The following is a 14,218-nucleotide window of genomic DNA, read 5'->3' as shown; positions in this document are numbered from 1 at the left end:
TAGTTATCGCTGTATAGTTTGAAATACCCTTCTTAGGCTCATTGCTAAGAAGGGCAGCTTAATAACTAACAAACAGTTTTATTTAGTTTGCTCAATATAATGCATAATTTTTTTAGCAATATCAGTGTTGTCTTGAAAACCAATAAAATCATCTTTCCATTTGCCATAGGCTAAAACCGGTATATCAATTGCCGTATGGCCACTAGTCGTCCAGCCGGTATGAGTCTTGGTATTGATAATAGCTTTAATTTGCTTTGTTAAGGCTTTATTACCATCAACTTTGGCACTTAACAATAAAGCAGACTCTTTGCTAGACAGCTCCATAGCGGTTAAATCTTGCCATATTTTTAATGTGTTTTTATCATCGGACTCTGCCAGCATTTTTTGCGCAATAATCAGTGCAGTATTTCGGATTTTCTTAATTAGATCAGTACGCCACTCATAAACACCATTAGCGCCTAAAGACAAACCGCCAGTTTCATGATCCGCAGTAATAATTAGCAGAGTATCAGGGTTAGCATCAACAAAATCTTTAGCCACTTGAATCGCTTTAGCAAAATCATCCATTTCTGCCATGGCACAAGCAATATCGTTGCTATGACCACACCAATCAATTTGACTGCCTTCTACCATAAGCACAAAGCCTTTTTCCGCGGGCGATAATAACTGTAATGCCTTAGTGGTTAATTGTGCTAACGGTTGCTGTACTGGGTTATCAAGTGCCGAAGGCAGGGCGACATCCGCTAATAGAGCAATAGCAGGCATTCGTGTTAGCTTGTCTAATTGTTGCCAGTTATCAGCATATTGATAATCAAGCTGTTTTAATTCATTAATTAAATTGCGATCATCACGGATAAAATACTTTTGGCCGCCACCTAGCATAACATCGGCAACAGGCTTACCGTTTATTTTGTAATCCACATACATATTAGCAATTTCATTGTAATTACTTCTACTTTTGTTATGAGCTAAAAAAGCTGCAGGTGTAGCGTGGTTGATTTGTGAGCTGGCAACAATACCATTCATTTTGCCAAGCTTTTTAGCTTGCATCATCATAGTGCTAAGCGGGATATGGTTATGATCGACTGAAATAGCGCCGTTATAACTTTTAATACCCGCAGCTAAGGCGGTAGCGCCGGCGGCAGAGTCGGTAACATAAGTATCATCATCAGGGTAAGAGCTGGCCATACCTAACCATAGCTGGTCATATATAGTGCTCTCTACTGTTTTTGTACTTAAATCATCGCTGTAATAACGGTAACCAGATAAATATACCGGGCCCATACCATCACCAATCATATAAATAATATTTTTAGGTGCGGCTAATAAAGCGGTTGGTATAAGTAGTAATGATAAAGACAACAAACCTTTACCCAAATGTTTTTTGTACATATAAGGCCTCAAATTAAGCTGGTTGGATGCTAATATTTGCTAGTGTACTTTATAGTAACTTAATGGCAAAAGTATCGCGACAAAGGCCTTAAGTTATAGGTTAATTGTTTAACTTTACATCTTGCCCAAGCTAAGGCTTAATTAGGGGGGAGAACTGATTGAAGATAAAGATGTAAAATTAAGAATCATAATAGGCTTTATCTTTAGGTAGAGTGATAAATAAATTGGTAATCATCCTACAGAGGTTGGTAAAACATTGATGAAATTAAATATAAAAACAATAATAAATACGGTGCTTTTTCCAGTTACCTTAATAATAGCAAGCTCAGCTTATGCAGACATGTCACAGCAAAAGTACTTTTCTGAACTAGAGAGTATTGCTAATGATAGTTTTAGAAGTGAAGAAAATATCCAACGTAATGCTTTTCGTCATCCTGCTGAAACCTTAACCTTTTTTGGTCTAGAGCCACAGATGTCAGTATTGGAAGTTTGGCCTAGTAAGGGTTGGTATACTGAAATTTTAGCGCCATTTTTAAAAACTAATGGCAAATTAACCCTAGCACAGTTTTCTCAAGATACTGGCGAATTTCGCAATGAACGTAGTGTGTTCTGGGCTAAAATTAGTGCCAAATTACAGCAGCAAATAGAAGAAAATACAGACTATTTTGGCCAAGTATCTTTAGTTGAACTAGAACCGCCATTACTTGTAAATGCAACTACTGAACAGTTTGATATGGTGCTAAGCTTTCGTAATGCGCATATTTGGAACGAAGATGGCCATTTACAAGCGACCTTACAAACTTTATTTAATGCCTTAAAACCAGGTGGTATTTTAGGTATGGTTGAGCATCGCGCTTCTCGTTTATCTGATATTGCTAGTTCAGCCAGTAATGGTTATCTTGATGAAGCTTATGTTATTGCTGCAGCTCAGTCAGTAGGTTTTGAATTAGTTGCAACCAGTGAAGTAAATGCTAATCCATTAGATAGCAAAAATTATCCCAGAGGTGTTTATACTTTACCGCCAACTTTAGCTATGGGGGCAGAAGATAAAGACTACTATGTGGCAATAGGTGAAAGTGACCGCATGACACTTAAGTTGCGCAAACCTATTGAGTAGAGAATTGTTAAATGTTGCTAATTATGGGATGATTAATCTCTAGAGTAAAAACTCAGATTTGTGCTGGCACTGTTATATACAGTAATGTGATATTAGATCAGGCTGGTGTGTAGCAATAGAAGAATAACCTTATTTAAGGAGAAGACGGTGGATAAAGTTTGGTTAAAACGTTACCCGTCAGGTGTACCAGCGGAAATTGATCCGGATAGTTACCCATCATTATTAGATATTTTCAGTCAGAGCATTGAGCAATTTGCTGATAAAAAAGCCTTTATTAACATGGGTAAGTCTATTACCTACAAAGAGCTTGATCAAAAAAGCACAGCTTTTGCCGCTTATTTACAAAGTTTAGGTTTAAAGAAAGGCGATGCAGTAGCTATTATGATGCCGAACTTGCTGCAATATCCTGTAGCTTTAATGGGGATTTTGCGGGCAGGTTGTACAGTAGTAAATGTTAATCCACTTTATACACCTCGAGAATTAGAGCATCAACTTACTGACTCTAAAGTTAAAGCTATTATTATTGTTGAAAATTTTGCCCATACCCTCAGTGACATTCAAGATAGCGTACAGCTTAAACACATTATCTTAACCAAGATGGGGGATATGCTGGGCTGTATAAAAGGTAATATCGTCAACTTAGTGGTTAAGCATGTAAAAAAACTAGTACCAAGCCATAAGTTAAAGGCTTATATCAGTTTTAATGAAGCTCTAAAACAAGGGGCTAATTTACCTGTACAACAGCCAGATTTAACAGGTAGTGATATAGCTTTTTTACAATATACCGGTGGTACTACAGGCGTATCTAAAGGTGCCATGCTGACCCACCGTAATATGGTCAGTAATTTAGAACAAGTGACAGGTTGTCTTGATACCTTCTTTATAAAGGGTGAAGAAAATGTAGTTACTGCTTTACCTCTGTACCATATCTTTGCTTTAACCGCTAACTTTTTCACTTTCTTTAAATATGGTGGTACTAACTTATTAATTACTAATCCAAGAGATATGCCGGGTTTTGTTAAAGAGTTAAAAGGCTTTCCATTTACAGCTATCACTGGTGTAAATACCTTATTTAATGGTTTATTAAATACCCCAGGCTTTGCCGAGCTTGATTTTAGCACCTTAAAGCTCTCTTTAGGTGGTGGTATGGCGGTACAAAGACCAGTGGCAGAGCGTTGGCAGAAAATTACGGGTACCCGTTTACTGGAAGGTTATGGCTTAACAGAGTGCTGCCCGCTAGTTACTGTTAGCCCTTATGATTTAGATGGTTATAATGGCAGTATTGGCTTGCCTGCACCTTCTACTAACATTCGCATAGTAGATGAAAAGGGAGTTGATGTTGCTAAGGGAGAATCTGGTGAAATGCTAGTTAGTGGCCCACAAGTGATGTTGGGTTATTTAAATCGCCCTGAAGAAACGGCCAAAGTATTAAAAGATGGCTGGCTATACACTGGTGACATAGCCCGTATGGATGAAGAAGGCTTCTTTTATATTGTTGATCGAAAGAAGGATATGATTTTAGTTTCTGGTTTTAATGTTTATCCTAATGAAATTGAAGAAGTAGCTGCGATGAACGATAAGGTGCTTGAAGTTGCCGCTGTTGGCGTGCCAAACGAAGTATCGGGTGAAGTGGTTAAATTGTTTGTGGTGAAAAAAGACCCTTCATTAACAGAAGAAGAGTTGATAGCGCATTGTCGTCAGTATTTAACCGGCTATAAAGCACCAAAACATGTAGAGTTCCGTAAAGAGCTGCCCAAAACTAATGTTGGTAAAATTCTGCGTCGTGAACTGCGTGATGAAGAGCTAAAAAAAGCTAAATAGTCTTAGCGTAAACGATGTCATATTAGGTTGTAGATGATCCCATTAATATCCGATGATGCAGCGCTGGCAAGTTATTGCCAGCGTATTGCAGCAAGTGCCTTGCTTGCGGTTGATACCGAGTTTATTCGTCAAAGTACTTTGTATCCAAAACTAGGTTTAATTCAGTTATTTGATGGCGAGCATTTAGCCTTAATTGACCCTTTGGCCATTTCAGATTGGCAGCCCCTAAAAGCGGTCTTCGCTAATACTAGCATGGTAAAGATATTACATTCCTGTAATGAAGATATTGAAGCCTTTGCGACTATAGGCATTGAAATAATATCGCCACTCTTTGATAGCCAAATCGCAGCACAGTTATTAGGTTGGGGAACTAGTGTTGGTTTTGCTAATTTAGTTGAACGTATTACCGCTCAACAATTAGATAAAAGTGAAACTCGCACTGACTGGTTAGCAAGACCTTTAGCTGAAAAACAATTAAATTATGCTGCTAATGATGTGCTGTTTTTATATCCACTTTATCAGGCGTTACAACAAGAACTTAGTACTGAACAATTTAAGTTGTTATTGGCAGAAGGTGAGCAGTTAATGCAGCGTAAAGAGCAAAAACTGGCACCGGAGTTTAAGTATTTAGAAGTTAAAAACAGTTGGTTACTGACACCAAGAGAGCTTGCTGTATTACGTGAACTAGTAAGCTGGCGTTATCAGTATGCGCAACAAAAAGATTTAGCCTTAGGCTTAGTCTTAAAAGATGCTCAGCTGTTTGAATTGGCAAAGCGTCGGCCAAGTACAGTAGAAAGTTTATTGAATATTCCTGATATACCAAGCCGAGATGCGCGTCGCCATGGCCAAACAGTCATCCAGCTTATTGAGCAGGCTAAAGCTTTACCGCAAGAAGAATGCCCACAGCGCTTTTATCATCAAGAAGATTTTATTGGTTATAAGCAAGAGGTGGCTGCATTAAGCGCTGTTGTTAAACAGGTAGCAACAGAACAGCAACTGCCAGCGGAGTTTTTATCTGTTAAGCGTCAACTTAACGAGTTTGTTAACTGGTGTTGGCGGGTATCAGATCAGCAGCGTATGGCTTTACCTCTACCTGAGTATTGTCAAGGATGGCGTAAAGAGCTATTACTACCTTATATTAAGATACCTAAGCATATAGCAACACAAGCATAAAAAAACCTCGCTAAAAGCGAGGTTTTTTTGTATTAGAGAATATTAGTATAAGTTAGCGCTATTAGTTTTTTTCGTCAGGGAAGGTGACGTTTAATTCTAATACCGATAATTCATTATCGCGTTGCTCTAAAGTCACCGCAATTTGTTCTGGTGAAATATCCACATATTTACGAATAACCTCTAAAATATCGCGTTCTAATTGCGGTAAATAGTCTGGGCTGTTTCGCTTTCTACGTTCATGGGCAACGATAATTTGTAGTCGCTCTTTTGCTGTATTTGCAGTTCGCTTTTTTGATGAGCGAAAATAATCCAGTAATGACATTAATTAGCCTCCGAAAATCCGTTTTAACAAGCCTTTCTTTTCAACATTGATAAAGCGAAAAGGAACGGCTTCACCAAGTAAGCGATTAACTGTATCTAAATATGCTTGGCCAGCATCGCTTTCGGTATCTAAAATCACCGGTTGTCCAGAGTTAGAAGCATTAAGTACAGCTTGCGATTCAGGGATAACACCAAGGAGGTCAATTGAAAGAATTTCTTTAACATCTTCTACGCTTAACATCTCACCTTTTTCAACCCGCTCAGGGTTATAGCGAGTAAGTAGTAAATGTTCTTTAATAGAATCTTGGTTGTTTTCAGCACGACGAGACTTGCTAGATAACATACCTAAAATACGATCTGAATCACGTACAGATGATACTTCTGGGTTAGTGACAACTATAGCTTCGTCAGCAAAATACAGCGCCATCATGGCTCCTGCTTCAATACCTGCAGGTGAATCGCAAATAATAAAGTCAAAGTCTTTGGCTAATTCATCTAAAACTCGCTCCACACCTTCTTTAGTTAAGGCATCTTTATCGCGGGTTTGTGACGCGGGTAATATAAATAAATTATCGCAGCGTTTATCTTTTATTAGAGTCTGCTTTAAATTAGAGTCGCCATTAATTACGTTTACAAAGTCGTAAACAACTCGACGTTCGCAGCCCATAATTAAATCTAAATTTCGTAAACCAATGTCAAAGTCAACAATGACGGTCTTTTTACCTTTAAGTGCTAAGCCAGTACCTATAGCTGCACTAGAGGTGGTTTTGCCAACTCCGCCTTTTCCTGACGTTACGACTATGATTTTTGCCATAGTTTAATCCTTATACTAATTCTGCTAATACTAGCTGGTCGTCTTGCAGTTTTATGCATGACGGCTTGCCCCAAAATTCGCCTTGCAAGCTTTCGCTTAGCCAGTAATTACCCGCTATAGAGATAAGCTCAGCTTGTAAGTTGTAACAATAAATTCGTTTGCTGTTATCACCAGCAGCGCCGGCAATAGCTTTGCCACGTAAAGTACCATAAATATGAATATTACCATCAGCAATAACTTCAGCACCGGCACCAACAGTGCCTTTAATAATTAAATCTGTGCCTTTGGCATAAATTTGTTGGCCAGAACGCACTGCCTGTTCAACTATTTTACTATCCATAGGAATATTCACTACAGTTTCAGTGACTGACTCTATAGGCTTAGTCGCATTCGACTTAGTCTCTTTACCTAGCTGTAACGCTGCTAATCCAGCTTGCTGTGCTAATTGCTTTAATTCAGTATTGGCGCCACATACCCCCACTAAAACCAACTTTAACTCAGAAAAAAGCTGTTTAATCGCATTGAAATCTGGTACTTGCTGGCAGTCTGTTAGGTTAAGTATGATAGGTGCTTGATAAAAAAAAGCGGGAGCTTGAGCTAGCTTTTGGCTTAACTGTTGTTGTAAAGAGCTGATAGACAGTCCTTTACAAGAAAGTACTGATAAAGGGAATAAGCTACCTTTTAATTCCAACAATTGATCTGACATAACGGTTCTTAGCGCACTTTTTATTATATGAAAGTTCCATTAGCATGAAACCTTAGTATTTATTTACGTTGCCGCTGAGTTGCGGGTACGCAATATTGAGGGTTCATGTTATAGTTTAGGCCTTTGTTAAGCAAGGTTAGAGCGTGGTTTTATTCTATGTTATGTGCGGTATATAAAAGTCTGAAAAAAGAGCAAACTTATCTTTATGTAGAGCGACGCGATGACTTTAGTGCAGTGCCTGAAGCCTTACTTAATAGCTTTGGTCCACCTCAATTAGTAACCATTATTAACTTGGCCTCCAGGCAACATTTAGCATTGGCGGATTTAAGCAAAGTAAAGCAACAGCTACAAAGCCAAGGCTTTTATTTACAAATACCGCCACCGGTTGAAAGTTTACTTACCAAGCACAAAGCGCAACAACTCACAAAGCAATGACTTTAAAATCTCTGTCAAGCCACTGTTATTAGGAATAAGTATGTTTAGAATAAAATTTTCAGTTGCAGTAACTCAATTTATCACAGCAGCAGTTGGCGCTGCTGTATTACTTAGTGGCTCAGTGCTGGCAGATGAAGTAAAGCCTAGCTTTAGTGACTATAGCCAAGCATTAAAAGCTGAAGCCAAAGCGAAGGGATATAGCAACGATTTGCTAGAGCAGGTCTTTAGTTCACTAACCTTTCATGAGCGGGTTGTGTCAGCGGATAAAAGTCAGCCAGAATTTGTTGAAACCCTAGATACCTATTTACCTAAACGGGTAAGTGAAATCCGTATATCTATGGCAAAAGAGCGCTATGTAAAATATTTACCAGAATTAACTAAAATTGGTAATAAATACGGTGTGCAGCCTCGATTTATTGTTGCACTTTGGGGCTTAGAGAGTAGTTTTGGCCGCTTTATGGGAAATTACTCAGTGCCATCGGCGCTTGCTACCTTGGCTTATGAGGGGCGACGTGAAGCTTTTTTCAAAAAAGAATTTTTTCATGCTTTAGATATTTTAGCCGCGGGTCATATTAGCTTTGCTGATATGAAAGGCTCTTGGGCGGGTGCTATGGGGCAAAGTCAATTTATGCCAAGTTCATTTATGGCCTATGCCCAAGATGGCGATGGCGATGGTAAAATGGATATTTGGACTAATCAATTGGATGTTTTTGCATCTATAGCTAATTATTTAAAGCAGCAAGGTTGGGATAATGATAAAACTTGGGGCCGCAGAGTATTGCTACCTGACGGTTTTGATCCTGCGCATGCTATTGCTAAGGGTAGCTTACAACGTGGTGAATGGTTAAAAAGGTGGCAACAATCAGAGCGTAGCTTAAGCCAATGGCATGCCTTAGGCGTTAAACGGATCAATGGTGCTGACCTACCACAGCGAGACATTAATGCTGCGCTTATATTTCCTGATGGTGAAAATGGTCAAGCTTATTTAGCTTATGAGAATTACAAGGTATTAATGCACTGGAATAAATCTTACTATTTTGTCACTAGCGTTGGTTATTTAGCTGACTTAATAGTAGCTAAGGATGCCAGCTAGTGCTGCCAAAAATGCATAAGTATCAACATCTGCAACATGATGGAAACTTTATTGATTTGCCAGTAGGTAAAGCAGTTTGTATTGGCCAGAATTATCAAGATCATATTGCTGAGATGAATAGTATTACTGCGCCAGAGGCATTATTCTTTATTAAACCCAGTACCGCTATTTGTGCCATGACGCCTTATATCAGCATTCCGCACAATCAGGGCGCCGTGCATAATGAGATTGAAGTTGCTGTTTTAATTAAATCTGAGCTGAAAAATGCCAATTCGCACCAAGTTGCAGCGGCTATTTGGGGCTACAGCTTAGCTTTAGATTTAACCTTGCGTGATCGTCAAGCAGCATTAAAGCAGCAGGGAAGGCCTTGGGAGCTAGCTAAAGGTTTTGATAATGCTTGTCCTGTAGCGGGCTTTATCGCCAGTAACAAGATTAGTCAGCCTCAGCAACTTAAGTTTGCTTTAAAAGTGAATGGTCAGGTTAGACAAAGCGGCGATGCTCGCCATATGATCCGCAGTATAACGACTGTAATAAGCGAAATGTCACAGCACTTCACCTTGTTGCCAGGTGATATAGTGCTTACAGGCACACCTGCCGGCGTAGGTCCTTTGCATAGTGGTGATCAATTAGAAGTACAGTTCGATAATTTTTTTACTCTACAATCACAGGTAAATTAAAGATGGCGTTAGCTGAAAAATTTTGGGAACGTAAGTCGCTGTCTGAAATGAATAGCGAAGAATGGGAAGCCTTATGTGACGGCTGTGGCAAATGTTGCCTAAATAAGTTTATAGAAGATGATGAAACTGCAGGGCCAACAGCAGTGTTGCACGCTAATGAGCAAGTACACTTTACTAACATTGCTTGTCGCTATTTAAATAGCCATGCTTGTGAATGCACCGAATACGCTAGGCGTACACAGTTAGTGCCAGATTGCATTGCTTTGACCAAAGATAATTTAAAAGATATTTTCTTTATGCCAACTAGTTGTGCCTATCGCCGTTTACACGAAGGCCGAGGGTTACCGCATTGGCATCCTTTGTTAAATGGCGGTAAAAAAAGCTTAATGCACAAAAAGCAAATGTCGGTGCGAAATAAAAGCATTAGCGAGTTACAAGTCGATATGGATGACTTTGAAGACTATATAGTACTTTGGCCACTTAACGATTTAGATTAGTCTTAGCTACCGAGGTGACAGTGTCGCTTGTTGAATCGATAAAACAAATAACTCAGCATTTCAGCCCAACGACTATTCAATTTTTGTTTAGTTTGTTGTCGATAGGCTTGTATTTTGTGTTTAGTCGCCGCTTATTGCCGGTGTTATATAAGCTGATAGCGCATAGTCGGCTTAAAGATGACATGAATAAGCGTGCAGTTGTAGTGATGCACATCTTATTAGTTATAGTGCTCATTATTGTCTTAAGTGTGATTTGGGGCTTAGACGTTCGGGGCTTACTGGTATTAGCTTCGTCGGTAATCGCTATTGTTGGCGTAGCTTTATTTGCTAGTTGGTCGTTACTGAGTAATATAACGGCATTCTTTATTTTATTAGGTCATAAAGCCTATTCCCAAGGTGCAGAAGTGCGAGTTGTCGACGGTGCGAATTATATCGACGGACGTATTGTTGAGATCAACTTATTTAGTACAGTTTTAAAAACGGTTAATAATGAATTAGTTGTCTACCCCAACAACTTAATAGTATCGCGCCCAGTGATAGTGTTACCAAATAAAAGCCGTAAAATATCTACTCAGCATAAAGTGGTAGAAAAAGCGCAGAAGTGGCGGCGTAAAGTGCTGATAAATCAGAAAAATGATTAACTTTACTAATAGTAGTCACTGTAGCAATCTGCTACATTTAGCTGTGATGGCAGAACAATAATTATTATGCTTAGCCCAAATGCGCTTAAAACATATAAAACTTTCCGGCTTTAAGTCTTTTGTAGACTTAACTACAGTGCCTTTTTTGCAGCAAATGACCGCTGTAGTTGGGCCTAATGGTTGCGGCAAATCAAACGTTATTGATGCCGTTCGTTGGGTATTAGGTGAAAGTTCAGCTAAAAACCTGCGCGGTGACGCCATGACTGACGTTATTTTCAATGGTTCCTCTCATCGTAAGCCTGTTTCATTAGCTTCTGTCGAATTATTGTTTGAAAACACCCAAGGTTATATCAGTGGTAATTTAGCCGATCGCAGTGAAATTGCAGTTAAACGAACTGTTAGTCGTGATGCTCAGTCAACTTACTATCTTAATGGCACCAAATGTCGCCGTCGTGATATAACCGATATATTTTTAGGTACCGGCTTAGGCCCGCGCAGTTATGCCATTATAGAACAAGGCATGATATCGCGTTTAATTGAATCTAAACCGCAAGAATTACGGGTTTTTATTGAAGAAGCCGCAGGCATATCAAAGTATAAAGAGCGTCGTCGTGATACTGAAAACCGGATCAAGCGCACCCGAGAAAATCTAGAGCGTTTAAGTGATGTTCGTGATGAGCTGGGTAAAAATATTGAAAAGCTAAAGCGACAAGCAACGGCAGCACAGCGCTACAAGGAATTAAAAGCACAAGAGCGCAAGCTAAAAGCAGAGCTAACTAGCATTAAATGGCTTAGTTATAATAGTCGCTTAGAGCAATTAGAAAAACAGCTTAGCCAGCAAACAACAGAATTAGAAAAATATCATGCAGAGCAAAGTGGTGAGCAACGACAGCTATTAGAGTTAAAAGAGCAAAACTTGCAAGCACGGCAAAAGTTTGACCAGTTTCAAGCTCGATTTTATCAACTGGGCAGTACTATTAGTCGCTTAGAGCAACAAATACTGCATCAGCGCCAACAGCAGCAACAGCTAAACCAGCAATTACAGCAAGCTGAACAAAGTTTGCAGCAAAGCAGTCATTTTATTGCAGCAGAGCAAGAGCAGTATCAAGAAGTTACTAAGCAAATTGAACATGACCAACCAGAGATAGTTATCTTAGAGGCGCAATTAGACGAATTAGCCCAGCAACTCACGGTGTTAGAGCAGCAACAGCAAGGCCAACAACAAGTTTATCAGCAGTGGCAGCAGCAGCTGTTTCAATTGCAAAAAAAACAGCAGCAACTTGAATTACAGTTGCAAAACCAACAACAGCAACACCAGCAGTTAAGCCAACAGCAGCAACAAATCGAACAAGAAATTACGCAGTTAGCCATAGCCCCATTAGCGCAAGAGTGCCGGCTACAACAACATCAGCTAAGTAGTGCAGAGCAAAACCATCAGCAACAGCAAGCCTTATATACAACGACTGAGCAAAAAGTAGCCCAGCAGGTTAAGCAGTTAGAGCAGATTAAGTCGCAATTGCAACAAGCACAAACTAGATTGCAAAGTTTACAACTTGAACAGCAGCGCCTTAGTCAACGCCAGCAGCAGCAAGATACTCAGCAACAACAATTATTGCGCCAACTTGAAGTGAAACCAGGTTGGGCTTTAGCTGTTACTATGGCCCTTGGTCAGCTACAACATGCCAATGCTATTACTACTGAGAGGCTAACTCAACAACAAGCTACTCAAACTAGCTTTGTTTGTGCAACTACAGATATTGAAGCCGCCACAGAAGCAGACAATCGTTTGAGCAGTGTTATTATTAGCGGTGTCTATCCGCAAAGCTTTGATAATATCTTTTTAGCTAAAAATGCAGCAGACGCTTATGCGCTTCAGGCTTCGTTAAGCATAGATCAGTCTATCATTAGTGCCGATGGGGTCTGGCTAGGGACTAATTGGGGCTTATACGCAGGTGCTGATCAAGATAATTACTTGCATATTTCTGAGCGTTTATTAGCAGTAAAGCCTGAGTTAGTGGCCGCTGAACAAGATTTTAAACAAGCTGATGCCACTAAGTTAGAGCAACAAACTGCCCTGGGATTATTGCAGGCAACACAGCGACAGCAGCAAGCGCAATTAACGATAGCACAGCAGCAAATACAGCAGCAGAAAACGGCTCTATTGTTAGCAGAGCAAGCCTTGCAATATGCAGAAAATCAACAAGCTAAATTAATCAGTAATAAAGAAAGATTAGGGTTAAATTTAGCCATGCTTGTAGAGCAAATTGCCGAACAGCATATACAGCTTGAGTTATGCCAAGAACAGCTGTTAAGTCATCAACAGCAACAAGATGAGCTTATATCACAGCAGCAGAATAATCAGCAGCAGCTAATGCAGCATAAAGCCTACTTTGAACAAAAACGGCAACAACAACAGCAATTAGTGTTGCAGTGTAAAATGAGTCAGCAACAGCAGCAAACACTTAGTTTGAGTATCCAAAGGGCTAAACAGCAGCAACAGCAGTTGCATGAGCAAGTGTCTGAGTTTAAGCTAAAGTTGCAGCAAGATGATGAACCAGAATTATTATTACAAGAACAATTGCAGCAAACATTGCTTGAGCTAGAACAAGCTGAACAAAGTATGCACCAGCAACAAGAGGAGGTATCTGGGCTAGACCAACAGATACGTCAGCTTGAACAAGGACAGTTGAGTATAGAGCAGTTGTTACAGCAAAAGCGAGTGGCTTTAGAGACCATCCGAGTCGAAGCAGAAGGTTTTCGAGTGCGAGCTAATAGTATGTTGGAACAATTAGCGCAACAAAACGCTAATCTAAAACAGGTATTGGCCGAGTTAAGCGCTGAAGCTGATGAAGAATCTTGGCAGCGTCAGTTAGATTTAACTACCGATGCTATTCAACGTTTAGGGGCCATTAACCTAGCAGCTATAGATGAGTATGAACAACAAGCTGAGCGTAAGCATTATCTAGATGCACAAAATGATGATTTAGAAGCTGCGATGACAACATTAGAAACGGCTATTCGTAAAATTGACAAAGAAACACGCACTAAGTTTAAACAGACCTTTGAGCAAGTAAACGAGGGTCTAAAAAGTTTATTTCCTAAGGTATTTGGTGGCGGTAGTGCTTATTTAACTTTAACAGATGATGACTTACTGGAAACGGGTGTCAGTATTATGGCGCGGCCACCGGGTAAAAAAAATAGTACAATACATTTATTATCGGGTGGTGAAAAAGCGTTAACCGCTTTATCATTAGTGTTTTCAATTTTTCAGCTAAATCCTGCACCTTTTTGTATGTTAGATGAGGTGGATGCACCTTTAGACGATGCTAACGTTGGACGGTTTTGTAATTTAGTTCGAGAAATGTCGGAAACGGTACAATTTATTTATATTAGCCACAATAAAATAGCTATGGAAATGGCAACACAATTAATGGGCGTCACCATGCAAGAGCCCGGTGTATCACGCATAGTAGCTGTGGATGTGGATGATGCTGTTAAAATGATAACAGCTTCTTAGACAAAGGTAATCTA

The 14,218-nt window shown here is 39.6% G+C and carries 13 protein-coding genes; 9 read left to right on the top strand and 4 right to left on the bottom strand.

The features are described from left to right. Positions 1-78: 78 nt before the first annotated feature. Entirely contained in the window at positions 79-1,392 is a 1,314-nt protein-coding gene (locus RDV63_RS10490) for an alkaline phosphatase (protein ID WP_313909451.1), read from the bottom strand. Between the two features lie 259 nt (positions 1,393-1,651). Between RDV63_RS10490 and RDV63_RS10485 the strand changes: the two genes are divergently transcribed. From RDV63_RS10485 to rnd, 3 genes are all read left to right on the top strand, one after another. Beyond that, positions 1,652-2,509 carry a methyltransferase gene (locus tag RDV63_RS10485; protein WP_313909449.1) on the top strand — a complete coding sequence of 286 codons (858 nt, stop codon included), beginning with the start codon at positions 1,652-1,654 and terminating at the stop codon, positions 2,507-2,509. A 147-nt stretch (positions 2,510-2,656) separates the two neighbouring features. Next, positions 2,657-4,330: a long-chain-fatty-acid--CoA ligase FadD gene (gene fadD / locus RDV63_RS10480; RefSeq protein WP_313909448.1), complete on the top strand. Its 1,674-nt coding sequence runs from the start codon at positions 2,657-2,659 to the stop codon at positions 4,328-4,330. Between the two features lie 33 nt (positions 4,331-4,363). Continuing rightward, positions 4,364-5,503, top strand: coding sequence for a ribonuclease D (rnd, locus tag RDV63_RS10475; RefSeq protein WP_313909447.1), 1,140 nt, complete (start codon positions 4,364-4,366; stop codon positions 5,501-5,503). Between the two features lie 61 nt (positions 5,504-5,564). Here rnd and minE read toward each other — a convergent pair whose 3' ends face one another. The 3 genes from minE to minC are packed head-to-tail and all read right to left on the bottom strand — an operon-like array spanning position 5,565 to position 7,344. After that, the gene (gene minE / locus RDV63_RS10470) at positions 5,565-5,825 is read right to left on the bottom strand and encodes a cell division topological specificity factor MinE (protein ID WP_313909446.1); all 261 of its coding nucleotides are present in this window, start codon (positions 5,823-5,825) and stop codon (positions 5,565-5,567) included. 3 nt (positions 5,826-5,828) lie between these two features. Beyond that, the gene (gene minD / locus RDV63_RS10465; RefSeq protein WP_313909445.1) at positions 5,829-6,638 is read right to left on the bottom strand and encodes a septum site-determining protein MinD; all 810 of its coding nucleotides are present in this window, start codon (positions 6,636-6,638) and stop codon (positions 5,829-5,831) included. Positions 6,639-6,648: 10 nt separating this feature from the next. Beyond that, the gene (gene minC / locus RDV63_RS10460; protein ID WP_313909444.1) at positions 6,649-7,344 is read right to left on the bottom strand and encodes a septum site-determining protein MinC; all 696 of its coding nucleotides are present in this window, start codon (positions 7,342-7,344) and stop codon (positions 6,649-6,651) included. A gap of 156 nt (positions 7,345-7,500) precedes the next feature. On the opposite strand from minC, the gene RDV63_RS10455 reads away from it, so the two are divergent. The 6 genes from RDV63_RS10455 to smc all read left to right on the top strand — a co-directional run bounded on the left by RDV63_RS10455 (position 7,501) and on the right by smc (position 14,204). Then, positions 7,501-7,779, top strand: coding sequence for a YcgL domain-containing protein (locus RDV63_RS10455; RefSeq protein ID WP_313909443.1), 279 nt, complete (start codon positions 7,501-7,503; stop codon positions 7,777-7,779). Between the two features lie 40 nt (positions 7,780-7,819). Continuing rightward, positions 7,820-8,872: a lytic murein transglycosylase gene (locus tag RDV63_RS10450; RefSeq protein ID WP_313909442.1), complete on the top strand. Its 1,053-nt coding sequence runs from the start codon at positions 7,820-7,822 to the stop codon at positions 8,870-8,872. Continuing rightward, the gene (locus RDV63_RS10445; protein ID WP_313909441.1) at positions 8,872-9,549 is read left to right on the top strand and encodes a fumarylacetoacetate hydrolase family protein; all 678 of its coding nucleotides are present in this window, start codon (positions 8,872-8,874) and stop codon (positions 9,547-9,549) included. Before RDV63_RS10450 ends, RDV63_RS10445 begins: the two co-directional genes overlap by 1 nt. Positions 9,550-9,551: 2 nt before the next feature. Then, positions 9,552-10,046 (top strand): YcgN family cysteine cluster protein, encoded by a 495-nt coding sequence (locus RDV63_RS10440; RefSeq protein ID WP_313909440.1) that lies wholly within the window; start codon positions 9,552-9,554, stop codon positions 10,044-10,046. 20 nt (positions 10,047-10,066) lie between these two features. Then, complete coding sequence (locus RDV63_RS10435; RefSeq protein WP_313909439.1) at positions 10,067-10,687, top strand: mechanosensitive ion channel domain-containing protein; 621 nt, start codon at positions 10,067-10,069, stop codon at positions 10,685-10,687. Positions 10,688-10,766: 79 nt separating this feature from the next. Beyond that, positions 10,767-14,204, top strand: a complete 3,438-nt coding sequence (smc, locus tag RDV63_RS10430; RefSeq protein WP_313909437.1) for a chromosome segregation protein SMC — start codon at positions 10,767-10,769, stop codon at positions 14,202-14,204. The last annotated feature ends 14 nt before the right edge of the window (positions 14,205-14,218 follow it).

The sequence above is a fragment of the Rheinheimera sp. MMS21-TC3 genome, from assembly GCF_032229285.1.
Lineage (GTDB): Bacteria > Pseudomonadota > Gammaproteobacteria > Enterobacterales > Alteromonadaceae > Alishewanella.
The sequence above is the reverse complement of the archived record's forward strand: the minus strand, read 5'-3'. Positions and strand labels throughout refer to the sequence as shown.